The organism is Burkholderia sp. 22313 (genome assembly GCF_052045245.1).
Taxonomy (GTDB): domain Bacteria; phylum Pseudomonadota; class Gammaproteobacteria; order Burkholderiales; family Burkholderiaceae; genus Burkholderia.
Window position 1 is genome coordinate 1 of the sequence record NZ_JBQEON010000046.1, and the last position, 23771, is coordinate 23771.

A 23771-nucleotide genomic window follows, 5' to 3' on the forward strand; every position below is an offset into this window, starting at 1 on the left:
GCTTCGTTGCGACGACTGGGGTTCAACTTCGTGTGCGCCGAGGTCGCTACCACCAACCCCAACCGCACCGCTTCCCTTCTTCCCCCGCGCTGCGTTTCCGTTAGCGCGAAAGAGGCGTGATTCTAAGCATCCGCTCCGCTCTCCGCAAGCCCTTTGTGAAAATAATTTGAAAAAGCCTCCGTGCGCTGCCGCGCACGGAGGCTTTGGGTTCGCAACACCAGGCGATCATGCCGACGACCAACACCCGTCGCTCGCCAGGCACTGCCCATCACCGCAAAATCAGCGGTGCTTGAATACCGGCTTCCGCCTCTCGACAAATGCCGCCATCCCTTCCTTCTGATCTTCGGTCGCGAACAGCGAATGGAACAGTCGGCGCTCGAAGTGAACGCCTTCGGCCAGCGTCGTCTCATATGCGCGGTTCACCGACTCCTTGACCATCATGACCGCCGGCAGCGAAAACTCGGCGATCGTCGTCGCAGCGGCAATCGCTTCGTCGAGCAGCTTGTCGGCCGGTAGCACACGCGACACGAGCCCCGCCCGCTCCGCCTCGACCGCGTCCATGAAACGCGCGGTCAGGCACATGTCCATCGCTTTCGCCTTCGACACCGCGCGCGGCAGGCGCTGCGTGCCGCCCGCGCCCGGCATCACGCCCAGCTTGATCTCGGGCTGGCCGAACTTGGCCGTATCCGCCGCGAAGATGATGTCGCACATCATCGCGAGCTCGCACCCGCCGCCAAGCGCGAAGCCCGCCACGGCGGCAATGATCGGCTTGCGGATCTCGCGGACGGTCTCCCAGTTACGCGTGATGTAGTCGCCGCGATAGACATCCATATAGGTATAGGTCGACATCATGCCGATGTCGGCCCCGGCCGCGAACGCCTTCTCGCTCCCCATCACGACGATCGCGCCAATCTCGTCGTCCGCGTCGAACGCCTTCAGCGCAGCGCCCAGTTCATCCATCAGCGCATCGTTCAGCGCATTGAGCGCCTTCGGACGGTTCAGCGTAACCAGCCCGACTCGCCCCCGGGTCTCCACCAGGATGTTCTCGTAAGACATCTATTTCTCCTCGATCAATGAAATGAGAAACGCCTCGCACATGCGAATAGTTTGATGCTACCATTCTCCGACCAACCGGTCGGTTAATTAATCGAACCAATCCCTCTCAACGTCCATCAGGCCGCCGTCATGACCCATGCACTGTTCACGAAGCACGAAGACACGCTGAAACACGCCCTCGCCGCCATCGAGAGCCGCGGGTACTGGAGCCCGTTTACGGAAATGCCGAGTCCCAAAGTGTACGGGGAAAGCGCCAACGCCGATGGCGAAGTCGCGTTCAAGGCGCACCTCGACAGCACGTTCGCCCTCGACCAGCCGGCATCCGGCGGTACCGTCGGTGCCGAGCAGTCTCCGTACGGGATCGCGCTCGGTATCCGCTACCCCAAATCGACGCCCGACGAACTGATTGCAGCGGCGGCCGCTGCCCAGCGCGCTTGGCGCGAAGCCGGCCCGAGCGCCTGGGTCGGCGTCAGCCTCGAAATCCTCGCGCGCCTGAACCGCGCGAGCTTCGAGATTGCGTACAGCGTGATGCACACCACGGGCCAGGCGTTCATGATGGCATTCCAGGCCGGCGGCCCCCACGCGCAGGATCGTGCGCTCGAAGCGGTCGCCTATGCGTGGGACGAACTGCGCCGCATCCCCGCCGACGCGCACTGGGAAAAGCCGCAAGGCAAGAACCCGCCGCTCGCGATGCACAAGCGCTATACGATCGTGCCGCGCGGCACCGGCCTCGTGCTCGGCTGTTGCACGTTTCCGACCTGGAACGGCTACCCCGGCCTGTTCGCCGACCTGGCGACCGGCAACACGGTCATCGTCAAACCGCACCCGGGCGCGATCCTGCCGCTCGCGATCACGGTCCGTATCGCCCGCGACGTGCTGCGCGAAGCCGGCTTCGATCCGAACGTCGTCACGCTCCTCGCGACCGAGCCGAACGACGGCGCCCTCGTGCAGGACCTCGCGCTGCGCCCCGAAATCAAGCTGATCGACTTCACCGGCAGCACGCACAACGGCACGTGGCTCGAACGCCATGCCCATCAGGCACAGGTGTATACAGAGAAGGCGGGCGTCAACCAGATCGTGATCGACTCGACCGACGACCTGAAGGCCGCAGCCAAGAACATCGCGTTCTCGCTCGCGCTGTACTCCGGCCAGATGTGCACGGCACCGCAGAATATCTATGTGCCGCGCGACGGCATCCGGACCGCGGAAGGTCATGCGAGCTTCGACGAAGTCGCCCAGGCGATCGCCACCTCCGTGCAAAAGCTGACCGGCGACCCGGCCCGCTCGGTCGAACTGATCGGTGCGATCCAGAACGACGGCGTGACCGCGCGCATCGACGACGCCCGCAAGCTCGGCCGCGTGCTCGCCGACAGCCAGACGCTCCAGCACCCGGCGTTCGCCGACGCGCGCGTGCGCACCCCGCTCGTGCTGCAGCTCGACGTGGCCGACCGCGCCAAATTCACGCAGGAGTGGTTCGGCCCGATCTCGTTCGTGATCGCGACCGACTCGACCGCGCAGTCGCTCGAGCTCGCCGGCGACATCGCCGCCGAGCATGGCGCACTGACGCTCTCCGTCTACAGCACCGACGACAAGATCGTCGACGCCGCGCACGAGGCGGCGGTGCGTGGCGGTGTCGCGCTGTCGATCAACTTGACGGGCGGTGTGTTCGTCAACCAGTCGGCCGCGTTCTCCGACTTCCACGGCACCGGCGCGAACCCGGCAGCCAACGCGGCGCTGGCCGACCCGGCGTTCGTCGCCAATCGGTTCCGCGTGGTTCAAAGCCGCGTCCATGTTGCGCCGAAGGCAGTCGCTGCGGAAGCCGGCCAGACGGCATAACCCGAATGGCCGACGTGCAAACGCCGCCACTTTCTCTACCATGAACGAATCCGCCACCCGGCGGGTTCGTTGCACCTCGACACGCTCATGACCGACGCCTACATCTGCGACGCGATTCGCACCCCCATCGGCCGCTACGGCGGCGCCCTGAAAGACGTTCGTGCCGACGATCTCGGCGCAGTGCCGCTCAAGGCGCTGATCGAACGCAACCGCAACGTCGACTGGTCGGCGATCGACGACGTGATCTATGGCTGCGCGAACCAGGCCGGCGAGGACAACCGCAACGTCGCACGCATGTCCGCGCTGCTTGCGGGCCTGCCGACCGCCGTCCCGGGCACGACGCTGAACCGGCTCTGCGGCTCGGGGATGGACGCGGTCGGTACGGCCGCCCGCGCGATCAAGGCGGGTGAGGCACGTCTGATGATCGCGGGCGGCGTGGAAAGCATGACGCGCGCGCCGTTCGTGATGGGCAAGGCCGTGAGCGCATTCGCGCGCCAGGCCGCCATTTTCGACACGACGATCGGCTGGCGTTTCATCAATCCGCTGATGAAACAGCAATGCGGCGTTGATTCGATGCCCGAGACGGCCGAAAACGTCGCGGTCGACTACAACATCAGCCGCGCCGACCAGGACCTGTTCGCGCTGCGCAGCCAGCAGAAGGCCGCACGTGCCCAGCAGGACGGCACGCTCGCCGCGGAAATCGTGCCGGTCACGATTGCGCAGAAGAAAGGCGATGCGCTGCTCGTCTCGCATGACGAGCATCCGCGCGAGACTTCGCTCGAAGCGCTCGCGAAGCTGAAGGGTGTCGTGCGCCCGGACGGTTCGGTGACGGCCGGCAATGCGTCGGGCGTCAACGACGGCGCATGTGCACTGCTGCTCGCCAGCGCGGAAGCCGCGGATCAGTACGGGCTGCGCCGCCGCGCACGCGTCGTCGGCATGGCGACCGCCGGCGTCGAGCCGCGCGTGATGGGCATCGGCCCGGCGCCTGCGACGCAGAAACTGTTGCGCCAGCTCGGCATGTCGATCGACCAGTTCGACGTGATCGAGCTAAACGAGGCGTTCGCGTCGCAAGGCCTCGCGGTGTTGCGCATGCTCGGCGTCGCCGACGACGATCCGCGCGTGAACCCGAACGGCGGCGCGATCGCGCTGGGTCACCCGCTCGGCGCATCGGGCGCGCGGCTCGTGACCACGGCACTTCACCAGCTCGAACGTACAGGCGGCCGCTTCGCGCTCTGTACGATGTGCATCGGCGTCGGCCAGGGCATCGCGATCGCCATCGAACGCGTGTAACCGCCGCGCGGCGCGCCTATAACGAAGTCATGAAGGAGACACTGCATGTCATATCAGGCGATCCAGCTGGATGTCGATCAGGCTGCCCGCGTGGCCACGATCACCCTCAACCGTCCGGACAAGCTGAACAGCTTCACGCGGGCGATGCACCGCGAACTGCAGTCGGCACTCGATGAAGTCGAAGCGGCCGGCGCGCGCGCGCTGATCCTGACGGGTGCGGGGCGCGGCTTCTGCGCGGGCCAGGACCTGGCCGACCTTGACTTCACGCCGGGTGCGTCGACCGACCTCGGCACGCTGATCGACGAGCATTTCAATCCGCTGATCCGCCGCCTGCAACGCATGCCGATTCCGGTGATCGCCGCCGTCAACGGCACAGCGGCCGGCGCCGGCGCGAATCTGGCGCTCGCCTGCGACCTCGTATTCGCTGCGCGCTCGAGCAGCTTCATCCAGGCTTTCGTCAAGATCGGGCTCGTGCCCGATTCGGGCGGCACCTGGTTCCTGCCGCAACGCGTCGGCATGGCCCGCGCGCTGGGGTTGGCGCTGACCGGCGACAAGCTCGGCGCCGAACAGGCCGAACAATGGGGTTTGATCTGGCGCGCGGTCGACGATGATGTGCTCGCCACGACGACCCGCCAGGTCGCCAACCAGCTCGCACTGCAGCCGACGCGCGCGATCGCGTCAATCAAGCAGTCGATGCGCGACAGCGTCACGAACACCCTCGAGCAGCAACTCGACCTCGAGCGCGACCTGCAGCGCAAGCTTGGCCAGTCGTACGACTATGCGGAAGGCGTGAAGGCGTTCATCGAAAAGCGCGCGCCGCGCTTCGAGGGACGTTGACATGACCGCCTCCACCGCCACGCTCGACCCCGATGCGCTCGCCCGCGCCACCGCGCGGGCCATGTACGACGCGGACGCCTGCAGCCGCGCGTTCGGGATGGAAGTCGCCGAAGTTCGCGCCGGCTACGCACGCCTGCAGATGCGCGTGCGGCCCGAATTCCTGAACGGGCATCAGACCTGCCACGGCGGCATCATCTTCACGCTCGCCGATTCGACGTTCGCGTTCGCATGCAACTCGTACAACCTGAATACCGTTGCGGCAGGCTGCTCGATCGAATACCTGCGCCCCGTATTCGGCAACGACCTGCTGACGGCCGAGGCGATCGAGCAAACGCGCAGCGGCCGGCACGGCATCTACGACATCCGCGTGACGAACCAGACGGGCGAAACGGTCGCGATGTTTCGCGGCAAATCGGCCCAGATCAAGGGTACGGTCCTCCCGGAAGACCGCTGACGTCAACGGCTCGCGCATAACAATCACTGGAGACAGGCATGACTACCCCGCTACCGCTCGAGCCGATCGAGACCGCGTCACGCGACGAGCTGACTGCGCTGCAGCTCGAGCGCCTGAAATGGTCGCTCCGGCATGCGTATGAGCACTCCCCCGTCTATCGTCGCAAATTCGACGAAGCGGGCGTGCATCCCGACGACCTGAAGACGCTCACGGATCTGTCGCGCTTCCCGTTCACGACCAAGAGCGACCTGCGCGACAGCTATCCGTTCGGGATGTTCGCGGTGCCGCAAGATCAGATCTCGCGCATCCACGCGTCGTCGGGCACCACCGGCAAGCCGACCGTCGTCGGCTATACGGCGCGCGACATCGACACGTGGGCGAATCTCGTCGCGCGCTCGATCCGGGCAGCCGGCGCGCGCCGCGGCGACAAGGTTCATGTCAGCTACGGCTACGGGCTGTTCACCGGCGGGCTCGGCGCGCATTACGGCGCGGAGCGCGCGGGGCTGACGGTGATCCCGTTCGGCGGCGGCCAGACCGAGAAGCAGGTGCAGCTGATCCAGGATTTCCGGCCCGACATCATCATGGTGACGCCGAGCTACATGCTGTCGATCGCCGACGAGATCGAGCGCCAGGGCCTCGATCCCGCGCAGAGCTCGCTACGCATCGGCATCTTCGGCGCGGAACCATGGACGAACGATATGCGCGTGGCCATCGAGCAGCGGATGGGCATCGATGCGGTCGACATCTACGGGCTGTCCGAAGTGATGGGCCCGGGCGTCGCGTCGGAATGCGTCGAGACCAAGGACGGCCCGACCATCTGGGAAGACTACTTCTATCCGGAAATCATCGATCCCGAGACCGGCGAAGTGCTGCCGGACGGCGAGCTGGGCGAGCTGGTCTTCACGTCGCTGGCGAAGGAAGCGCTGCCGATCATCCGCTACCGGACGCGCGACCTCACGCGCCTGCTGCCCGGCACCGCGCGCACGATGCGCAGGATGGAAAAGATCACCGGGCGTTCGGACGACATGATGATCGTGCGGGGCGTCAACGTCTTTCCGACGCAGATCGAGGAACAGTTGCTGAAGCAGCGTGCGCTCGCGCCCCACTATCAGATCGTGCTGACGAAGGAAGGGCCGCTCGACGTGCTGACGCTCAACGTCGAGCCGTGCCCCGAAACGGCGCCCGACACGGCAGTGATCCATGCGGCCAAACAGGCGCTCGCGTACGACATCAAGTCGCTGATCGGCGTGACTGCCGTGATCAACGTTCTGCCGGTCAACGGGATCGAGCGCTCGGTCGGCAAGGCGCGACGCGTCATCGACAAGCGCAAGGGCTGATACGGGCTACGGCACGACGGCCTCCCGCAACAGCCATCACGCGCGGCCCTCGAAAACAACAGCCCGACCGGCCAAAACCGATCGGGCTGCTTCGTCTCGATGCGCCGGCTACACGTGCGTGCCGGCATCACTGCGCATCACGAATTCGGGAACAGCAGCCACATCCGGCCGACTTGCTTCATCCGTCCCGCCTGGTCGCCGGCATCGTCGCCGAGCCCCCAGAAATAGTCGGCGCGCACGCCACCCTTGATCGCGGAACCCGTATCCTGCGCGAACACGAGCCGGTTCATCGGCGTATTCGTCAACGGACGCGTGGTCTGCAGGAACACGGGCGTGCCGAGCGGGATTGACGACGGATCGACCGCGATCGAGCGCTCGGGCGTGAGCGGCACGCCGAGCGCGCCGATCGGGCCGTCCGCGCCGCCGTGCGGCGCATCTTCCTTCGTCGGCATGTCGCGGAAGAATACAAACCGCGGATTCGTGTCGAGCAACGCGTCGACGCGGTTCGGGTTCGCCTTCGCCCACGCCTTGATGCCCTGCATCGTCGCCTGCGCGGGCGTCAGCTCGCCGCGATCGAGCAGCCACTTGCCGATCGAGCGGTAGGGCTGGTTGTTGGTGCCGCCGAAGCCGACCCGCATCACCGAACCGTCGTCGAGCAGCACGCGCCCCGAACCCTGCACCTGCAGGAAGAACGCCTCGATCGGATCGTCGACCCACACGAGTTCGTTGCCGTTCAGGATGCCGGCCCGCTCGAGCTGCGCGCGAGCCGGCAGCGCGGCACCGGCGCGATAGCCGGCCGGCCAGCGGTACAGTGCGTACTGGTAAGGACCGCGACGCACGCGGGAGCCGTGCAGCAGCGGCTCGTAATAGCCGGTCACGAGCCCGTCGAGCGTGCCGTCGGTGTTCGCGAGCTGAAACGGTGTGAAATACGTTTCGAAGAATGCCCGCGCCGTGCTGACGTCGAGTTCGTCGAGACGATCGGCCGCCGCGCAGGCGCGCTGCCACGCCGGCTGGCGCGCAAGCCGCACGCAGTTCTGCCGCAGCGCGGCCGTTGCGCCGATCAGCGAATCGTCCTGCCAGCCCGGCACCTGCTGCCACGCGACCGGCGTCAGCCGCTTCGCGGCGATCTGCCCCGGCACGATCGCCGCGCCGGTCGGCGGCTTGAGCGTCGACGTTCGCGTCGGCGCGCTGCCACATGCTGCCATCAGCGCGGCCGTCGCAGCCGCCGCAATCCAGCCGGCTACCCGGGGCCCAAACCACATACAATGTCCGTTCTTGATGGAAACCGCCATGTCAGATTTTCTCGACCAATATCCGATGCTCATCTTCGCGCTCGAGGCTTTCGTAGCGCTTGCCCTGCTGATCTTCATCGTCGTGTGGACGTCGTCGGGCAGGAAGAAGCACGCCCGCAACAACGACCGCCAGCCGCGCTGACCGGTCGCGCACGCTCAATGCAGCGTGCGCGGCATGTGCAGCGCAAACTCGTCGACCGGCGCATCGAACCGCTCGCCGTCCTCCGCCACGCAGAAGTAGGCGCCGCGCATCGTGCCGACCGGCGTCGCGATCACGGCCCAGCTCGTGTATTCGAACTGTTCGCCCGGCTGCAGCAGCGGCTGGTGCCCGACGACGCCGAGCCCCTTCACTTCCTGCACGTGGTCTTCGCTGTCCGTGATGATCCAGTGACGCGCGATCAGCTGCGCCGCGACCTGACCGGTATTGCGGATGGTCAGCGTGTACGCGAATGCGTATTGACGTCGATCGGGGTCGGATTGTTCCGGCAAGTAGCTGGTTTTCACCGAAACGGTGAATTGATACTGACTCATGGTGTTTCCGCTATAGGTAACCGCCCGCGCCGACTCGACCGGCAAGGCCGCGGGCGCGCCGCATTGGTTCGGCATTCTATGCGCAATCGGGCCGCGACCGCACGGGCCGTCGCCGCGCACCGGGTCGCCGGACGGTAGAATGGCGGTTTTGCGCCGCCGCGTCCACGCTCCCCTGTCATGACCCAATTCCGCATCGCTCCCAGCATCCTGTCGGCCGACTTCGCTCGGCTCGGCGAAGAAGTCCGCAACGTGGTCGCCGCCGGCGCCGACTGGATTCACTTCGACGTGATGGACAACCATTATGTGCCGAACCTCACGATCGGCCCGCTCGTCTGCGAGGCGATCCGCCCGCACGTGCAGGTGCCGATCGACGTGCACCTGATGGTGCGCCCGGTCGACCGGATCGTGCCCGATTTCGCGAAAGCCGGCGCGAACCTGATCAGCTTCCATCCGGAAGGCTCGGACCACATCGACCGTACGCTGTCGCTGATCCGCGATCACGGCTGCAAGGCCGGCCTCGTGTTCAACCCGGCCACGCCGCTGAACTATCTCGACCACGTGATGGACCGCCTCGACTTCGTGCTGCTGATGTCGGTGAACCCCGGCTTCGGCGGCCAGTCGTTCATCCCGGAAACGCTGAACAAGCTGCGCGAAGCGCGCGCCCGTATCGACGCGTACACGGAGCGCACCGGCCGCGAGATCCTGCTCGAGGTGGACGGCGGCGTGAAAGCCGACAACATCGCGGAAATCGCGGCAGCCGGCGCGGACACCTTCGTCGCGGGTTCGGCGATCTTCGGCAAGCCCGATTACCGCAAGGTGATCGACGAGATGCGCGCCGCGCTCGCCACCGTCGAGCGGAGCTGACGCCGTGGCCGATTCCTCGCTGGCAGGCCATGCGGCGGCCGAAGCCGACGGCCCGATCCGGTTCGCGGCGCCGCGCATCGACGCGGCGCTGATCGACCTCGACGGCACGATGGTCGACACCGCCGACGATTTCACGGCCGGGCTGAACGGGATGCTCGCGCAGCTCGGCGCGCCGGCCACGTCGCGCGACGAGGTGATCGGCTACGTCGGAAAGGGCTCCGAGCATCTGATCCAGAGCGTGCTGAAGCCGCGCTTCACGCACGACGAAGCGCACGCGCGCTTCGACGACGCGCTCGTGATCTATCAGGCCGAGTACGCGAAGATCAACGGCCGTCACACGCGCCTCTATCCCGAGGTCGCGGCCGGTCTCGATGCGTTGCGCGCGGCCGGCATCCGGCTCGCGTGCGTGACGAACAAGCCGCACCGCTTCGCGGTCGAGCTGCTCGAGCAGTACGGGCTGATCGATCGCTTCGGCATCGTGCTCGGCGGCGACAGCGTCGCGCGCAAGAAACCCGATCCGCTGCCGATGCTGACGGCGTGCGACGCGCTCGGCGTCGCGCCGGACGCGGCGGTCGCGATCGGCGACTCGGAAAACGACGCACTGGCGGGCCGCGCGGCCGGCATGGCGACGCTGACGGTGCCGTACGGCTACAACCACGGCAAAGCTATACAAACGATAAATTCGGATGGTATAGTCGATTCGTTGCTGGTCGCAGCACGCGCGATCACCGCGCACAATGCCGACCGGCCAACCATCTGATTATTTCTTCCATCCGCATGTTTCTGAATAAAAAACGGAGTCTGAGCAGCATCGACCGGGGAGCCTGGCCCTGGCGTCGCTGGTCGCGCTAACCTCTTCGATGAGGTACGCTGAGGCACGTCTTCAGCGCCGTTTTTTATCTCGCTGCGCATCCGCGCGCCGATCGTCGCACCACCTCGAGTTCTACCGCGTCCGAACGCTCGCGTTCAGGAGCGGCCGCAGGCTCGCGACGTTCGCACCCGGAGTGCCGGCCGGCAACAGGCACTTCTCGATCGACCGCCCTTTCGCCGACGGCAACCCGCGCAGCGTCAAGTGATCCCTGGCGCACGCCGCCGCTCGTCCCGAACAGGACCGGAACATGACCGAACTCGAATTCCAATCGCTTGCGAACGAAGGCTACAACCGCATCCCGCTGATCGCGGAAGCGCTCGCCGACCTCGAAACGCCGCTGTCCCTCTACCTGAAGCTGGCCCAGCCTGAACGCGCGGGCGCCAACTCGTTCCTGCTCGAGTCGGTGGTCGGCGGCGAACGCTTCGGCCGCTATTCGTTCATCGGCCTGCCCGCACGCACGCTGCTGCGCACCCGCGACGGCGTGTCCGAAGTGGTGCGCGACGGCCAGGTCGTCGAGACGCACGACGGCGACCCGTTTGAATTCATCGAGTCGTTCCAGGCGCGCTTCAAGGTCGCGCAGCGCCCGGGCCTGCCGCGCTTCTGCGGCGGCCTCGCCGGATACTTCGGCTACGACGCGGTGCGCTACATCGAGAAGAAGCTCGCGCGCACCACGCCGCGTGACGATCTCGGGCTGCCCGACATCCAGCTGCTGCTCACCGAAGAAGTCGCGGTGATCGACAACCTTGCGGGCAAGCTCTACCTGATCATCTATGCGGACCCGGCCCAGCCCGAGGCTTACACGAAGGCGAAGCAGCGTTTGCGCGAACTCAAGCAGCGCCTGCGCACGACGGTGCAGCCGCCCGTCACGTCCGCAAGCGTGCGCACCGAAACCTTCCGCGAATTCAAGAAGGACGACTATCTGGCCGCCGTGCGCCAGGCGAAGGAATACATCGCGGCCGGCGAACTGATGCAGATCCAGGTCGGCCAGCGGCTGACGAAGCCGTACCGCGACAATCCGCTGTCGCTGTATCGCGCGCTGCGTTCGCTGAATCCGTCGCCATACATGTATTACTACAACTTTGGCGACTTCCACGTGGTCGGCGCGTCGCCGGAAATCCTGGTGCGCCAGGAAAAGCGCGGGGAAGATCAGATCGTCACGATCCGTCCGCTCGCCGGCACGCGTCCGCGCGGCAACACGCCCGAGCGCGATGCCGAACTCGCGACCGAACTGCTGAACGATCCGAAGGAAATCGCGGAGCACGTGATGCTGATCGACCTTGCGCGCAACGACGTCGGCCGCATCGCTGAGATCGGCTCGGTGCAGGTGACCGACAAGATGGTGATCGAGAAATACTCGCACGTGCAGCACATCGTCAGCTCGGTCGAAGGCAAGCTGAAGCCCGGCATGACGAACTACGACGTGCTGCGCGCGACGTTCCCGGCCGGCACGCTGTCCGGCGCGCCGAAGGTGCGCGCGATGGAGCTGATCGACGAGCTCGAGCCGATCAAGCGCGGGCTGTACGGCGGTGCCGTCGGCTACCTGTCGTTCTCCGGCGAGATGGATCTCGCGATCGCGATCCGCACGGGCCTGATCCACAACGGCAACCTGTATGTGCAAGCGGCGGCCGGCGTCGTCGCCGACTCGGTGCCCGAATCCGAATGGCAAGAGACCGAGAACAAGGCGCGCGCGGTGCTGCGTGCGGCCGAACAGGTCCAGGACGGCCTCGATAGCGACTTCTGACCGGAGACTGACCATGCTGCTCATGATCGACAACTACGATTCGTTCACCTATAACCTGGTCCAGTACTTCGGCGAACTGGGCGAGGACGTGCACACGTACCGCAACGACGAAATCACGCTCGACGAGATCGCGCGCCTGAATCCCGATACCCTCTGCCTGTCGCCCGGCCCCAGCAACCCGCAGCACGCGGGCATCACGCTCGACGTGCTGCGCGAGTTCGCGGGCAAGAAGCCGATCCTCGGCGTCTGCCTCGGCCACCAGGCGATCGGCGAAGCGTTCGGCGGCCGCGTCGTGCGCGCGAAGACCATCATGCACGGCAAGGTGAGCCGGATCGAAACCGACTGCCGCGGCGTGTTCGCCGACCTGCCGAAGCATTTCGACGTCACGCGCTACCACTCGCTCGCGATCGAACGCGAATCGCTGCCCGACTGTCTCGAGGTGTCCGCGTGGACCGACGACGGCGAGATCATGGGCGTGCGTCACAAGACGCTGCCGATCGAAGGCGTGCAGTTCCACCCGGAATCGATCCTCTCCGAGCACGGCCACGCGCTGCTCGAGAATTTCCTGAAGCAGCATCGCGCAGCGGCCCGTGCGGCCGCGCCGGCCGCCTGACGGGAGACGCACGATGACGATTACCCCGCAGGAAGCGCTGCAACGCACGATCGAGCACCGCGAAATCTTCCACGACGAGATGCTGCACCTGATGCGGCTCATCATGCGCGGCGACATGTCGCCCGTGATGGCGGCCGCGATCATCACCGGGCTGCGCGTGAAGAAGGAGACGATCGGCGAGATCGCCGCCGCCGCGACCGTGATGCGCGAATTCGCGAACCACGTCGAAGTGCAGGACAACTCGAACTTCGTCGACATCGTCGGCACGGGCGGCGACGGCGCGCACACGTTCAACATCTCGACCGCGTCGATGTTCATCACGGCGGCAGCCGGCGCGAAGGTCGCGAAGCACGGCAACCGCGGCGTGTCGAGCAAGTCCGGCAGCGCCGACGTGCTCGAGGCGCTCGGCGTGAACATCGACCTGCAGCCCGACCAGGTTGCGGCATCGATCGCCGAAACCGGCATGGGCTTCATGTTCGCGCCGAACCATCATCCGGCGATGAAGAACATCGCGGCCGTGCGCCGCGAGCTCGGCGTGCGGACGATCTTCAACATCCTCGGCCCGCTGACCAATCCGGCCGGCGCGCCGAACCAGCTGATGGGCGTGTTCCACCCCGATCTCGTCGGCATCCAGGTGCGCGTGATGCAGCGTCTCGGCGCGCAGCACGTGCTGGTGGTGTACGGCAAGGACGGGATGGATGAAGTGTCGCTCGGCGCCGCGACGCTCGTCGGCGAATTGCGCGACGGCAAGGTGCACGAATACGAGATCCATCCGGAGGACTTCGGCCTGCAGATGGTGTCGAACCGCACGCTGAAGGTGGAAAATGCCGAGGAATCGCGCACGATGCTGCTCGGCGCGCTGGACAACCAGCCGGGCGTCGCACGCGAGATCGTCACGCTGAACGCGGGCACCGCGCTCTATGCGGCCAATATCGCGGAGTCGATCGCGGACGGTATCCAGCTCGCCCGCGAAGCGATCGCGAGCGGCAAGGCGCGCGCGAAAGTCGACGAGCTCGTGCGCTTCACGCAGCAGTTCAAGCGCTGACTCCCCTTACGAATCAAGCAGGAACCCACATGAGCGACATTCTCGACCGAATCATCGCCGTCAAGCGCGACGAAGTCGCGGCGGCCATGCGCAGCACGCCGCTCGAGGCACTGAAACTGGAAGCATCGTCGCGCGACCTGCGCGACTTCGTCGGCGCGCTGCGCGCGAAGCAGGCGGCCGGCAACGCGGCGGTGATCGCCGAAGTGAAGAAGGCGAGCCCGTCGAAAGGCGTGCTGCGCGAGCATTTCGTGCCGGCCGACATCGCGCGCTCGTATGCGGCACACGGCGCCGCGTGCCTGTCGGTGCTGACCGACGAGCAGTTCTTCCAGGGCAGCGTCCGCTATCTTCAGGAAGCACGCGCGGCCTGCACGCTGCCGGTGCTGCGCAAGGACTTCATCGTCGACGCGTACCAGATCCTCGAAGCGCGCGCGATGGGCGCCGACGCGATCCTGCTGATCGCGGCCGCGCTCGACACGCCGCTGATGCAGGACCTCGAGGCGTATGCGCACTCGCTCGGCCTCGCGGTGCTGGTCGAAGTGCACGATCGCGACGAAATGGAACAGGCGCTGACGCTGAAGACGCCGCTGCTCGGCATCAACAACCGCAACCTGCGCACGTTCGAGACGACGATCCAGACCACGCTCGACATGCTCGACATGATTCCGGCGGACCGGATGGTCGTGACCGAGTCGGGCATCCTGTCGCGCACCGACGTCGATACGATGCGCGCGGCGAACGTGAATGCGTTCCTCGTCGGCGAGGCGTTCATGCGCGCCGACCAGCCGGGCGAGGAACTCGCGCGGATGTTCTTCTGATGGCGATCGAACAGGAAATCAAGCTCGCGCTGCCGACCGGCCAGGCCGACGCCGCGCGACGCTTTTTCGAGACACTGACCGGCGAAGCCGGCGACGTCATCGCGCTCGCGAACGTCTATTACGACACCCCCGATCTCGCGCTGGCCCGCTCGAAGAGCGCGGTACGCGTGCGCCGTGCGCCGCACGGCTGGCTGCAGACCTTCAAGACGGTCGGCAGCGCAGAGGCCGGCCTGCATCGCCGCCATGAATGGGAGTTGCCCGTCGCCGGCGATGCGCTCGAAATCGACGCGCTCGTCGCCGCGTGCGACGTGCCGGAGGCCGCCGCCGCGCTGCGCGATGCGGCGCCCGCGCTGCACGCGCTGTTCCGGACGGATTTTTCGCGTACGCTGTGGCGCATCGCAATCGGCGGTGCGACCGTCGAGGCCGCGGTGGACGTCGGCGAGATCGTCGTCCAGGCGGAAAACGATACGCGCCGCGAACCGATCAGCGAAATCGAACTCGAACTGATCGACGGCCCGGAAGCGGCACTTGCTACACTCGCCGCCGAACTGCAGCAAGCGCTGCCGGGCCTCGCCCCCGAAAACATCAGCAAGGCGCAACGCGGCTACCGGCTGCGCGCGCAATAGACACGCATCACGCATGGCAACCCGCAAGACTCTCCGCACGCCGCAGCAGGCGTCGCTGTTCGACGATCCCGTGCCCGAAACGGCACAGGACGATGTTCCCGCCCCGGCCGCAGCCGGACGCAAGCCCGCAAGGAAGGCCGAGGCAGCCGCGCCGGCTTCCGCCGCCCCGCGACCCGCGGCCCCCGTTGTCGCGGACGTCCCGCACCTCGCCGCGCAATTCGACGCGCTGCCTGCCGTCTGGCGCGACGTGCTGAAACCCTTCACCGACAGCGACGCGTATGCGCCGCTGTGCCGCTTCGTCGACGACGAGCGCACGGCCGGCAAGACGGTCTACCCGACCGACGTGTTCCGCGCACTGCGCCTGACGAGCCCGGACGACGTGAAGATCGTGATCCTCGGCCAGGACCCGTACCACGGCGACGACCGCGGCACGCCGCAGGCGCACGGCCTGGCGTTCTCGGTACCGCCGGCCGTCCGTACGCCGCCGTCGCTGCGCAACATCTTCAAGGAAATCGCCGCGAATTTCGGCCACGACACGCCGCGTCACGGCTGCCTCGATACCTGGGCACGCCAGGGCGTGCTGCTGCTCAACACCGTACTGACGGTCGAGCGCGGTGCGGCCGCGAGCCATGCGAAGCGCGGCTGGGAGCAATGCACGGACACGCTGATTCGTGAGCTGGCCAACCGCCATCGCGGGCTCGTGTTCATGCTGTGGGGCGCGCATGCGCAGGCGAAACGCGCGCTGTTCGATGCGAGCGCGCACTGCGTACTCGAGGCGCCGCATCCGTCGCCGCTGTCCGCCCACCGCGGCTTCCTCGGTTGCCGCCACTTCACGCTCGCGAACGACTATCTGGTCGAAGCGGGCCGCGAGCCGATCGACTGGCGTCTGCCGGAAGTCGCGGAAACGCTCGCGTAATCGCGTTCCGCTTCCCGTTTTCCCCCGCACCATGCAAAAACGCTGCGCCCCTTTCGGGGTGCAGCGTTTTTTTCATCCGATGAAACAGCGGGCGCGATGCACCCGCGTCGGCCTTATGCGGCAGCGATCGCTTCGCGCGCGCCAGCGAGGGCTGCGCTCTGCGCATCCGGCCCGAGGTTGAGGCCTTCAGCGTGGATGAAGCTCACGTCGGTCATGCCGACGAAGCCGAGGAACGTGCGCAGGAACGGCGTCTGGCTGTCGTTCGGCGTACCCAGGTACTTGCCGCCACGGGCCGTCACCACGTGAACCTTCTTGCCCTTGATCAGGCCTTCCGGACCGTTCTCGGTGTAGCGGAACGTAACGCCTGCGCGGGCGATCCAGTCGAAATACGTCTTCAGTTGCGACGAGACGCCGAAGTTGTACATCGGTGCGCCGATCACGACGATGTCGGCGGCTTGCAGTTCGGCGATCAGCGCATCGCTCTTCGCGACGATCGCATTCTGTTCCGCGCTGCGCTGGTCGGCCGGCGTGAAGAATGCGCCGAGCACCGATTCGTCGAGGTGCGGCAGCGCGTCGGCCAGCAGGTCGCGAACCACGACCTTCGAGCCGGGGTTCGATTGTTGCAGCTTTGCCGTGAGTTCGTTGGCCAGCAGCGTGGACTGCGCACCTTGCGAGCGTGCGGCGGAATTGATTTGCAGAATGGTCGTCATGTCAGGCTCCGGTTAGGTTGCGCTTGGTAGCGCGAGTGACGCCATTGTGCGTGGCCGCCCGGTCTCGAAAAAGCGGGTTCAGGGCGACGGATTGTTGCAGCAACAGAACAATCGATGATCGCGCCCCGAGACCCGCCTGCCGCATGCTCAGCCCTTCAGCCAGGCTTCCCGGGCCTTGTGCGCGGCGGCCGGCTTCGCGGCCGCCGTAAGCCGGTAGCGCGTGACTTCCGGCCCGTCCAGCTTCAGTTTCGCGGTCCGCAACTCATCGCGGCGGAAGGCGTGCACCTCGACCTTGTCGCCCGGCCGGTAGCGCGCGAGCAGCGTATCGAGGTTCGTACCGGTGATGCGCAACCCGTCGAGCGCGATCAGCGTATCGCCGGCCGACAGCCCCGCGCGATGCGCGGCACCGCCTTCGTAGACCGCTGCCAGCGTGCAGTCCGCGCCACCGCGCGGGCGCGCGCCGATCGTCGGCTTCGCAGCCGCGCCGTGCGCAAGCTCGGGCGCAAGCGTCACGCCGAACGGTGCGAGCAGGTCGGCGAGCGGCAGGTCGCGCGTGCCGTGCACGGCGTCGGCGAACAGCCGGCCGAGCGCGACACCCGTCGCTTCCTCGATCAGCGTCTCCACCTCGTGTTCCTCGACACCCGCCTGCCTGCCACGATAGAACTCGCGGCCGTAGCGCTGCCACAGCAGGCGCATCACGTCGTCGAGCGACTTGCGGTTGCGCGTCTGCGCGCGGATCGCGAGATCGAACGCGAGCGCGACGAGCGAGCCCTTCGTGTAATAGCTGACGATCGCATTGGTCGCGTTCTCGTCCTGGCGGTAGTACTTGATCCACGCGTCGAACGAGCTTTCCGCGACGCTTTGCTTCAGGCGCCCCGTGCCTCGCAGCACGCCGCCGACCGTACGGCCGAGCGCCGCGAAATATTCATCCGGAGACATCAGCCCGCTGCGCACGAGCATCAGGTCGTCGTAATACGACGTGAAGCCCTCGAACAACCACAGCAGCGACGTGTAGTTTTCCCGCGCGAGATCGTACGGCACGAACGCAGCCGGCTTGATGCGCTTCACGTTCCACGTGTGGAAGTACTCGTGGCTGCACAGGCCGAGATACGTGCGATAGCCTTCCGTCGTTTCCGGCCGCCCCTTCACCGGCAGGTCGGTGCGGTTGCAGATCAGTGCGGTCGACGCACGATGCTCGAGGCCGCCGTAGCCGTCGCTGACCGCGAGCGTCATGAACACGTAGCGGTCCATCGGCGCCTGCTTCGATTTCGGCTCGAACAGCGCGATCTGCGCTTCGCATACGCGCTTCAGGTCGGTGCGCAGCCGCTCCATGTCGAGCTGCGTCACGCGCCCCGCGATCACGATGTCGTGCGGCACGCCATGCGCGTCGAACGTCGCCAGCGCGAATTCGCCGATCGTCACCGGATGGTCGGTGAGCGCGTCATAGTTCGAGGCGCGATATGCACCGAATCCGTAGCGCCGGGTGCCGCGCGCCTCGGGCAGCGACGTGCCGACGCGCCACGTGCGGAACGCCGGGCCCGCCGGCTTCGCGATGTCGACGTCGCACGGTGCATCCTCGCGGCCGGCGACGCTCAGGAATACGGCCGTGGCATTGAAGAAGCCGCCCGATTCGTCGAGATACGCGGAGCGGACCGACAGGTCCCACGCGTACACGTCGTAGCGCAGCGTCAGCGCGCCGTTCACGGGCGCGGCCTGCCACGTGTTCTTGTCGGTTTTCGCGATGCGCACCTTGCGGCCTGCGTCGTTGAACGCGGCAAGCGTCACGATGTTGCGCGCGAACTCGCGCACGAGGTAGCTGCCCGGAATCCACACCGGCAGCGAGAAGCGCTGGCCTTCGGGATCGGGATCGGCGACCGTCACCGACACTTCGAACAGGTGCGCGGCAAGATCTTTCGGGGCAATCGAATAACGGATCGGCTGGGTCATCGTGGCAATCGGTCGAAAATCGGACGGAATACGGCAGCGGAAACGAAGAGAGGCGCCGGCAGAGATCGCGGGCGCCCCTCGCGGGCCGGGCCATGCGGCCCGGCGGGTCGGTCGGTTACTTGCTCGACGCGAGCGCCTGGTTCAGCTGGTCGGCCGATACCGCGCCCGGCAGGCGACGGCCATCGGGGAAGAAGATCGTCGGCGTGCCGGTGACGTTCATCCCGCGGCCAAGCGCGAGGTTCTTGTCGAGCGCGGTCGTATCGCAATTGCCCGCACCGGACGGTGCGCGATGGTCGAGCATCCAGCCCTCCCAGGTTTTCGCGCGGTCGCTCGCACACCAGATCGCCTTCGACTTCGTGGTCGAATCCGGCGACAGCACCGGGTACAGGAAGGTGTAGACGGTCACGTTGTCGATCGACTGCAGCGTCGTCTCGAGGCGCTTGCAGTACGGGCAGTTCGGATCGGAGAACACCGCGATCTTGCGCGCGCCGTTGCCCTTGACGACCTTGATCGCATTCGCGAGCGGCAGGCTCGCGAAGTCGATCTTGTTGAGGTCGGACAGGCGCGCGTCGGTCAGGTTCTTGTGCGTCTTGGTGTCGACGAGATCGCCGAGCAGCACGTAGTCGCCGGCGGCATCGCTATAGATGATCTGCGTGCCCATATTCACTTCGTACAGGCCCGCGACCGGCGATTTCGACACGCTCTTGATCGGCGCGTCGCTGCCGAGGCGCGCTTGCAGCGTGGCTTTCAGCTTGTCGGTGGTTTGGTCGGCCTGCGCGGTGCAGCCGAGCGTCGCCATCGTGACGGCCAGCGCCAGCGAGGCGATGCGGATCGTTTTTTTCATCCTGTTGTTCCTTCAGCTCAATCGGAGTGCACGTCACAGTGTACGCCGTAACGGAACCCTGTCCGACAGGCCCGGAACGCGAAGGTTCGATCAGCCGAGCGCGGCCGACACGAGCCAGCGCTTCACCAGCGGTTGCGCGCCGACGAACGCCATGCCCGCGTTGCGCACCGCCTTCGCGAACGAGCCGGGCACCGCGAACAGCCGCTGCAGCCCGTCGGTCGCGACCATCAGCGCGCGGATGTCCTCGCGGCGCGAACGCTCGTAGCGGCGCAGCAGCACCGTATCGCCGAGGTTGCGGAAGCTTTCCTTGTTCGCGATCGCATCAGCGAGCGCCGCGACGTCGCGCAGCCCGAGGTTCATCCCCTGCCCCGCGAGCGGGTGGATCAGGTGTGCGGCATCGCCGACGAGCGCGACGCGCGGGGCGATCAGCTTGTCGACGGTCTGCAGCGCGAGCGGGAAGCCGGCGGCCGGCGTCACGCATTCGAGCGTGCCGACCTTGCCGTGCGACACGCGCTCGACTTCGGCCGCGAGTTGCGCGGGATCGAGCGCGAGCAATTCGTCCGCATGCGCGGTATGCGCGGACCACACGAGCGACACATGACCGTCCGGCAGCGGCAGCAGCGCGATGATCTCGCCCTCGTGAAACCACTGGCAGGCTGTCTCGCGATGCGGCAGCGACGCCTTGAAGTTCGCGACCACGCCGGTCTGCCGGTAATCGCGCCGCTCGACCCTGGCCCCCATTTGGGAGCGCACCCATGAATGCGCGCCGTCGGCACCGACCACGAGGTCCGCTTCGAGCACCTGCCCCGACGACAGCGTGAGCACCGCTGCGTCGTCGCGCACGTCGAAGCCCTGCGCGCGCGCATCGAACCACGTGAGATTCGGCTGGAACCGCAGCGCGGCGTCGAGCGATGTCTCGATCAGCGACGATTCGGCGATCCACGCGAGTTGCGGCACGGACGCCTGGTACGCGGAGAAATGCAGTTCGGCGTGTGCGTCGCCGTACACGCGCATGTCGTAGACCGGCGCGAGCCGGCCGTGATCGAGCGCCTGCCAGACCCGCAGCCGCTCCAGCAATGCCCGCGAGCTGGACGACAGCGCGTAGATACGCGTGTCGAACGCGAGATCGGCGGGGCGCGGCGTGGCCGGCTGGGCGAGTAACGCGGTCTTGTAGCCGGACTGGGTCAGCGCGAGCGCGGCCGTCTTGCCGACGAGCCCGCCGCCGACCACGGCGACGTCGAAGGTGTGGTGGGCAGTCATGGCGGGCATTATAGCTGCGGGGCCAATCCCTTACGCGGCCGGACTTTGCGGGAAATCAGCAGAATCGCGGGAGCGGCTCGGCAGCGCGGCGGCCCGTCGTATCGGGGCGTTCGGGGCGGACGCCGGAAACCGGGGCGTCGGCACGGTACAATAGCGCCTTTGATCGTCGGCCCGCCGTGCTCCGAGCGCCGGCCGTCCCTATTTTCCCGCGCCGCCGCGCTTCGTCCGGCCGCGCCGCCTTACCCGTTCGAAGGATTCCATGAGTCTCAAATGCGGCATCGTCGGCTTGCCCAACGTCGGCAAGTCCACCCTGTTCAATGCGCTGACCAAGGCCGGCATCGCCGCCGAGAACTACCCGTTCTGCACGATCGAGCCGAACGTCGGCATCGTCGAAGTGCCTGACACGCGCCTGAAGGCGCTGTCCGAAATCGTGAAGCCCGAGCGCGTCGTGCCGGCCGTCGTCGAATTCGTCGACATCGCGGGCCTCGTCGCGGGCGCGAGCAAGGGCGAAGGCCTCGGCAACCAGTTCCTCGCGAACATCCGCGAAACCGATGCGATCACGCACGTCGTGCGCTGCTTCGAGGACGACAACGTCATCCACGTCGCCGGCAAGGTGAGCCCGATCGACGACATCGAAGTGATCAACACCGAACTCGCGCTCGCCGACCTCGGCACCGTCGAGAAGGCGCTCACGCGCTACTCGAAGGCCGCGAAGTCGGGCAACGACAAGGAAGCGGCGAAGCTCGTCGCCGTGCTCGACAAGGTGCGCGCACAGCTCGACCAGGGCAAGGCCGTGCGCAGCCTGTCGCTGTCGGAAGACGAACAGGCGGTCATCAAGCCGTTCTGCCTGATCACCGCGAAGCCGGCGATGTACGTCGCGAACGTCAAGGACGACGGCTTCGAGAACAACCCGCACCTCGAAGCGGTGCGCAAGTACGCGGAAAGCGAGAATTCGCCGGTGGTCGCGGTGTGCGCGGCGATCGAAGCGGAAATCGCCGATCTCGACGATGCGGACAAGGAAGCCTTCCTCGCCGACATGGGCATGGAAGAGCCGGGCCTCGACCGCGTGATCCGCGCGGGCTTCAAGCTCCTCGGCCTGCAGACCTACTTCACCGCGGGCGTGAAGGAAGTGCGCGCGTGGACGATCCACATCGGCGACACGGCGCCGCAAGCGGCCGGCGTGATCCACACCGACTTCGAGCGCGGCTTCATTCGCGCGCAGACGATCGCCTTCAATGACTTCGTCTCGTACAAGGGCGAACAGGGGGCGAAGGAAGCCGGCAAGATGCGCGCGGAAGGGAAGGAATATGTGGTGCACGACGGGGATGTGATGAACTTCCTGTTCAACGTCTAAGTGCTCCTCCCGCACTGACCGTAGAAAAAGGCCCGCTGAATGCGGTAATGCCGTTCAGTTAAGGGACTTTGATGTGCCGAACGGCGTAACGCTTGGGTCGTGCTTTAACCACACGGGGGCATTCACGCCCCCGTTGTTTTTCCACGGTCTCGAACGCAAGGCGAGCGTGCAGGCGATCGAGCCACGCAGGTATCTTGCCGAACGCTGGGGTCACGGCTGCCCACATCATTTCGTGCTGGAAGACGTGGAACGCTCGTACGAAGCTGATATCGGTCGGATCGAGTTTCGCTTGCCATGCGGCAGTGGCCATTTCGCGGCGAATCAGGTTGTAGGCGATCAATGCGCCCCAGATCTCCTGATAGACCCCTTCAACGGTCCGGCTGCGCAAAGTCAGCTCCGTGCCGAGCATCGATTGCTTTAATTCCCGATAGCTGGTTTCGATCTGCCAGCGGCGCCCATAACAGGCGACGATATCGGCCGGTTTGAAGCGTTGGCGATCATCCAGCGAGGTCAGTAGCACGCGTTCGCGCCCGCATGCATCGATCGTACGAATCGCACGGGCCAGCCAGAACTCCGGCAGTTCAGGGGATTGTTTGCGCGCCTGCGGGGACACGCGCATGCGCACTGTCGCATCGCCCGGCGTGCCGTCGATCACGTCCCATCGGGTATGGGATTTGGCCGGAATCAGGAAGTGGCGGTTGTGCCCATTCATCGTCAGGCCGCACAGGATGCGAGCGGCCAGAAAGCCTTTGTCGAATACCGTCAGTGAATGGTCTGGTATCTGCGGCAGCAGATCCTGGGCGTACACCATCTCGTTGGTGCCATAGGCACCGAAATTGATATCGGCCACCAGATGCGTCGGGATGGCAGTTAGCGTCACCGCTCGTACTTGCGGATAGCTGGCCACTTTGCCGCTGGCGTAGCGTTGCGCACCTAAGTGCTCACGATTGGCCGGGCTGTCGGCCGTGCGCAGCGTGGTGCCGTCCATTGCCCACAGACTAAGACCCTTGAAGGTATGGCGTGCCGCGTCCTGCGTGGTCCATGCCCCTGCTGTGCGTTCGAACAGCCATGCCAGAGGCGCTTCACCCACACGCTGGCGGGCCTGTGCCACGGCGCTCTTGCTGACGAAGGGGGCGAGCTCGTTGGGTAGCGCCAGATCGAGACTGTCGAGCACCTCATTGATTGACCAGTGCCGGTACATGGCCAAGGCGATCACCAGCCAAACCACGTGTTCGGCCGGCAGGCGCCGACGACGAATGCTCGCGGCTCCCGTCGCTTCAACCGCATGCTCGACCCACTCGTGGGGCAAATGCTCCGCCAGCCGGCTCAGGTCCGGCCTCGGATGTTGGGCGGCGCTCAGATAGGTCAGGTGGCTGGAAAGCATCGCGCCGAAAGTTAACACCTCCGCGCAGCGTTTACAACTGCCCGCTCCAACAAAAATGCCGTTCAGTTGCTTAACTGAACGGCATTACCGCTGAATGCGGGCTTTTTCTTTTGATGCGCGGCGATGCATCGGATCGCTGCGACCCGGA

23 protein-coding genes are annotated in these 23771 nt (G+C 66.2%); 15 read left to right on the forward strand and 8 right to left on the reverse strand.

Features of this window, described 5'->3' with window-relative positions:
* Window positions 1-279 precede the first annotated feature (279 nt).
* The gene (locus tag ACTJKF_RS28150; RefSeq protein WP_440628045.1) at window positions 280-1056 is read right to left on the reverse strand and encodes an enoyl-CoA hydratase; all 777 of its coding nucleotides are present in this window, start codon (window positions 1054-1056) and stop codon (window positions 280-282) included.
* Between the two features lie 129 nt (window positions 1057-1185).
* Between ACTJKF_RS28150 and paaN the strand changes: the two genes are divergently transcribed.
* The 5 genes from paaN to paaK all read left to right on the forward strand — a co-directional run bounded on the left by paaN (window position 1186) and on the right by paaK (window position 6810).
* On the forward strand, window positions 1186-2892 hold the full coding sequence (gene paaN, locus ACTJKF_RS28155; protein ID WP_440628047.1) for a phenylacetic acid degradation protein PaaN: 1707 nt from the start codon (window positions 1186-1188) through the stop codon (window positions 2890-2892).
* A gap of 87 nt (window positions 2893-2979) precedes the next feature.
* Entirely contained in the window at window positions 2980-4182 is a 1203-nt protein-coding gene (pcaF, locus tag ACTJKF_RS28160; RefSeq protein ID WP_440628049.1) for a 3-oxoadipyl-CoA thiolase, read from the forward strand.
* Window positions 4183-4227: 45 nt separating this feature from the next.
* The gene (gene paaG / locus ACTJKF_RS28165; RefSeq protein ID WP_440628051.1) at window positions 4228-5019 is read left to right on the forward strand and encodes a 2-(1,2-epoxy-1,2-dihydrophenyl)acetyl-CoA isomerase PaaG; all 792 of its coding nucleotides are present in this window, start codon (window positions 4228-4230) and stop codon (window positions 5017-5019) included.
* 1 nt (window position 5020) lies between these two features.
* Window positions 5021-5473 carry a hydroxyphenylacetyl-CoA thioesterase PaaI gene (paaI, locus tag ACTJKF_RS28170; RefSeq protein ID WP_440628052.1) on the forward strand — a complete coding sequence of 151 codons (453 nt, stop codon included), beginning with the start codon at window positions 5021-5023 and terminating at the stop codon, window positions 5471-5473.
* Between the two features lie 38 nt (window positions 5474-5511).
* Entirely contained in the window at window positions 5512-6810 is a 1299-nt protein-coding gene (paaK, locus tag ACTJKF_RS28175; protein WP_440628054.1) for a phenylacetate--CoA ligase PaaK, read from the forward strand.
* Window positions 6811-6947: 137 nt separating this feature from the next.
* On the opposite strand, the gene mltA is transcribed toward paaK, so the two are convergent.
* Entirely contained in the window at window positions 6948-8072 is a 1125-nt protein-coding gene (mltA, locus tag ACTJKF_RS28180; protein ID WP_440628055.1) for a murein transglycosylase A, read from the reverse strand.
* A gap of 28 nt (window positions 8073-8100) precedes the next feature.
* Here mltA and ACTJKF_RS28185 point away from each other — a divergent pair, with 28 nt between their 5' ends.
* Window positions 8101-8244 carry a hypothetical protein gene (locus ACTJKF_RS28185; protein WP_014898203.1) on the forward strand — a complete coding sequence of 48 codons (144 nt, stop codon included), beginning with the start codon at window positions 8101-8103 and terminating at the stop codon, window positions 8242-8244.
* 14 nt (window positions 8245-8258) lie between these two features.
* Here the strand turns inward: ACTJKF_RS28185 and apaG are convergent, their stop codons facing one another.
* A complete protein-coding gene (apaG, locus tag ACTJKF_RS28190) occupies window positions 8259-8633 on the reverse strand; it encodes a Co2+/Mg2+ efflux protein ApaG (RefSeq protein WP_440628057.1) in 375 nt (124 codons plus the stop codon).
* 177 nt (window positions 8634-8810) lie between these two features.
* On the opposite strand from apaG, the gene rpe reads away from it, so the two are divergent.
* From rpe to ACTJKF_RS28230, 8 genes are all read left to right on the forward strand, one after another.
* Window positions 8811-9497 (forward strand): ribulose-phosphate 3-epimerase, encoded by a 687-nt coding sequence (gene rpe / locus ACTJKF_RS28195; RefSeq protein WP_006482066.1) that lies wholly within the window; start codon window positions 8811-8813, stop codon window positions 9495-9497.
* Window positions 9498-9501: 4 nt separating this feature from the next.
* Window positions 9502-10257: a phosphoglycolate phosphatase gene (locus ACTJKF_RS28200; RefSeq protein ID WP_440628059.1), complete on the forward strand. Its 756-nt coding sequence runs from the start codon at window positions 9502-9504 to the stop codon at window positions 10255-10257.
* Window positions 10258-10615: 358 nt separating this feature from the next.
* Window positions 10616-12109 carry an anthranilate synthase component I gene (trpE, locus tag ACTJKF_RS28205; protein WP_440628060.1) on the forward strand — a complete coding sequence of 498 codons (1494 nt, stop codon included), beginning with the start codon at window positions 10616-10618 and terminating at the stop codon, window positions 12107-12109.
* A gap of 13 nt (window positions 12110-12122) precedes the next feature.
* Window positions 12123-12722, forward strand: a complete 600-nt coding sequence (locus ACTJKF_RS28210; protein ID WP_440628062.1) for an aminodeoxychorismate/anthranilate synthase component II — start codon at window positions 12123-12125, stop codon at window positions 12720-12722.
* A 13-nt stretch (window positions 12723-12735) separates the two neighbouring features.
* A complete protein-coding gene (gene trpD / locus ACTJKF_RS28215; protein ID WP_039318793.1) occupies window positions 12736-13767 on the forward strand; it encodes an anthranilate phosphoribosyltransferase in 1032 nt (343 codons plus the stop codon).
* Window positions 13768-13796: 29 nt separating this feature from the next.
* The gene (gene trpC, locus ACTJKF_RS28220; protein ID WP_440628065.1) at window positions 13797-14582 is read left to right on the forward strand and encodes an indole-3-glycerol phosphate synthase TrpC; all 786 of its coding nucleotides are present in this window, start codon (window positions 13797-13799) and stop codon (window positions 14580-14582) included.
* Complete coding sequence (locus ACTJKF_RS28225; RefSeq protein WP_440628066.1) at window positions 14582-15208, forward strand: CYTH domain-containing protein; 627 nt, start codon at window positions 14582-14584, stop codon at window positions 15206-15208. The genes trpC and ACTJKF_RS28225 overlap by 1 nt, the downstream gene beginning before the upstream one ends.
* Window positions 15209-15221: 13 nt before the next feature.
* The gene (locus tag ACTJKF_RS28230) at window positions 15222-16124 is read left to right on the forward strand and encodes a uracil-DNA glycosylase (RefSeq protein WP_440628068.1); all 903 of its coding nucleotides are present in this window, start codon (window positions 15222-15224) and stop codon (window positions 16122-16124) included.
* A 113-nt stretch (window positions 16125-16237) separates the two neighbouring features.
* Here ACTJKF_RS28230 and ACTJKF_RS28235 read toward each other — a convergent pair whose 3' ends face one another.
* The 4 genes from ACTJKF_RS28235 to ACTJKF_RS28250 all read right to left on the reverse strand — a co-directional run bounded on the left by ACTJKF_RS28235 (window position 16238) and on the right by ACTJKF_RS28250 (window position 20894).
* Entirely contained in the window at window positions 16238-16834 is a 597-nt protein-coding gene (locus tag ACTJKF_RS28235; RefSeq protein ID WP_440628069.1) for an FMN-dependent NADH-azoreductase, read from the reverse strand.
* Window positions 16835-16981: 147 nt separating this feature from the next.
* Window positions 16982-18781 (reverse strand): M61 family metallopeptidase, encoded by a 1800-nt coding sequence (locus ACTJKF_RS28240; RefSeq protein ID WP_440628071.1) that lies wholly within the window; start codon window positions 18779-18781, stop codon window positions 16982-16984.
* 115 nt (window positions 18782-18896) lie between these two features.
* On the reverse strand, window positions 18897-19625 hold the full coding sequence (locus ACTJKF_RS28245) for a DsbC family protein (RefSeq protein WP_440628072.1): 729 nt from the start codon (window positions 19623-19625) through the stop codon (window positions 18897-18899).
* A 90-nt stretch (window positions 19626-19715) separates the two neighbouring features.
* Complete coding sequence (locus ACTJKF_RS28250; RefSeq protein ID WP_440628074.1) at window positions 19716-20894, reverse strand: UbiH/UbiF family hydroxylase; 1179 nt, start codon at window positions 20892-20894, stop codon at window positions 19716-19718.
* 250 nt (window positions 20895-21144) lie between these two features.
* Here ACTJKF_RS28250 and ychF point away from each other — a divergent pair, with 250 nt between their 5' ends.
* Window positions 21145-22239 carry a redox-regulated ATPase YchF gene (gene ychF / locus ACTJKF_RS28255; protein WP_440628076.1) on the forward strand — a complete coding sequence of 365 codons (1095 nt, stop codon included), beginning with the start codon at window positions 21145-21147 and terminating at the stop codon, window positions 22237-22239.
* A 58-nt stretch (window positions 22240-22297) separates the two neighbouring features.
* On the opposite strand, the gene ACTJKF_RS28260 is transcribed toward ychF, so the two are convergent.
* Window positions 22298-23623: an IS4 family transposase gene (locus tag ACTJKF_RS28260; RefSeq protein WP_440628078.1), complete on the reverse strand. Its 1326-nt coding sequence runs from the start codon at window positions 23621-23623 to the stop codon at window positions 22298-22300.
* Window positions 23624-23771 lie beyond the last annotated feature (148 nt).

What these genes read in the sequence shown, in the direction of transcription:
- ACTJKF_RS28150 (WP_440628045.1), bottom strand. Translation starts at nt 1,056, where the DNA reads ATGTCTTACGAGAACATCCTGGTGGAGACCCGGGGGCGAGTCGGGCTG.
- paaN (WP_440628047.1), top strand. Translation starts at nt 1,186, where the DNA reads ATGACCCATGCACTGTTCACGAAGCACGAAGACACGCTGAAACACGCC.
- pcaF (WP_440628049.1), top strand. Translation starts at nt 2,980, where the DNA reads ATGACCGACGCCTACATCTGCGACGCGATTCGCACCCCCATCGGCCGC.
- paaG (WP_440628051.1), top strand. Translation starts at nt 4,228, where the DNA reads ATGTCATATCAGGCGATCCAGCTGGATGTCGATCAGGCTGCCCGCGTG.
- paaI (WP_440628052.1), top strand. Translation starts at nt 5,021, where the DNA reads ATGACCGCCTCCACCGCCACGCTCGACCCCGATGCGCTCGCCCGCGCC.
- paaK (WP_440628054.1), top strand. Translation starts at nt 5,512, where the DNA reads ATGACTACCCCGCTACCGCTCGAGCCGATCGAGACCGCGTCACGCGAC.
- mltA (WP_440628055.1), bottom strand. Translation starts at nt 8,072, where the DNA reads ATGTGGTTTGGGCCCCGGGTAGCCGGCTGGATTGCGGCGGCTGCGACG.
- ACTJKF_RS28185 (WP_014898203.1), top strand. Translation starts at nt 8,101, where the DNA reads ATGTCAGATTTTCTCGACCAATATCCGATGCTCATCTTCGCGCTCGAG.
- apaG (WP_440628057.1), bottom strand. Translation starts at nt 8,633, where the DNA reads ATGAGTCAGTATCAATTCACCGTTTCGGTGAAAACCAGCTACTTGCCG.
- rpe (WP_006482066.1), top strand. Translation starts at nt 8,811, where the DNA reads ATGACCCAATTCCGCATCGCTCCCAGCATCCTGTCGGCCGACTTCGCT.
- trpE (WP_440628060.1), top strand. Translation starts at nt 10,616, where the DNA reads ATGACCGAACTCGAATTCCAATCGCTTGCGAACGAAGGCTACAACCGC.
- ACTJKF_RS28210 (WP_440628062.1), top strand. Translation starts at nt 12,123, where the DNA reads ATGCTGCTCATGATCGACAACTACGATTCGTTCACCTATAACCTGGTC.
- trpD (WP_039318793.1), top strand. Translation starts at nt 12,736, where the DNA reads ATGACGATTACCCCGCAGGAAGCGCTGCAACGCACGATCGAGCACCGC.
- trpC (WP_440628065.1), top strand. Translation starts at nt 13,797, where the DNA reads ATGAGCGACATTCTCGACCGAATCATCGCCGTCAAGCGCGACGAAGTC.
- ACTJKF_RS28225 (WP_440628066.1), top strand. Translation starts at nt 14,582, where the DNA reads ATGGCGATCGAACAGGAAATCAAGCTCGCGCTGCCGACCGGCCAGGCC.
- ACTJKF_RS28230 (WP_440628068.1), top strand. Translation starts at nt 15,222, where the DNA reads ATGGCAACCCGCAAGACTCTCCGCACGCCGCAGCAGGCGTCGCTGTTC.
- ACTJKF_RS28235 (WP_440628069.1), bottom strand. Translation starts at nt 16,834, where the DNA reads ATGACGACCATTCTGCAAATCAATTCCGCCGCACGCTCGCAAGGTGCG.
- ACTJKF_RS28240 (WP_440628071.1), bottom strand. Translation starts at nt 18,781, where the DNA reads ATGACCCAGCCGATCCGTTATTCGATTGCCCCGAAAGATCTTGCCGCG.
- ACTJKF_RS28245 (WP_440628072.1), bottom strand. Translation starts at nt 19,625, where the DNA reads ATGAAAAAAACGATCCGCATCGCCTCGCTGGCGCTGGCCGTCACGATG.
- ACTJKF_RS28250 (WP_440628074.1), bottom strand. Translation starts at nt 20,894, where the DNA reads ATGCCCGCCATGACTGCCCACCACACCTTCGACGTCGCCGTGGTCGGC.
- ychF (WP_440628076.1), top strand. Translation starts at nt 21,145, where the DNA reads ATGAGTCTCAAATGCGGCATCGTCGGCTTGCCCAACGTCGGCAAGTCC.
- ACTJKF_RS28260 (WP_440628078.1), bottom strand. Translation starts at nt 23,623, where the DNA reads ATGCTTTCCAGCCACCTGACCTATCTGAGCGCCGCCCAACATCCGAGG.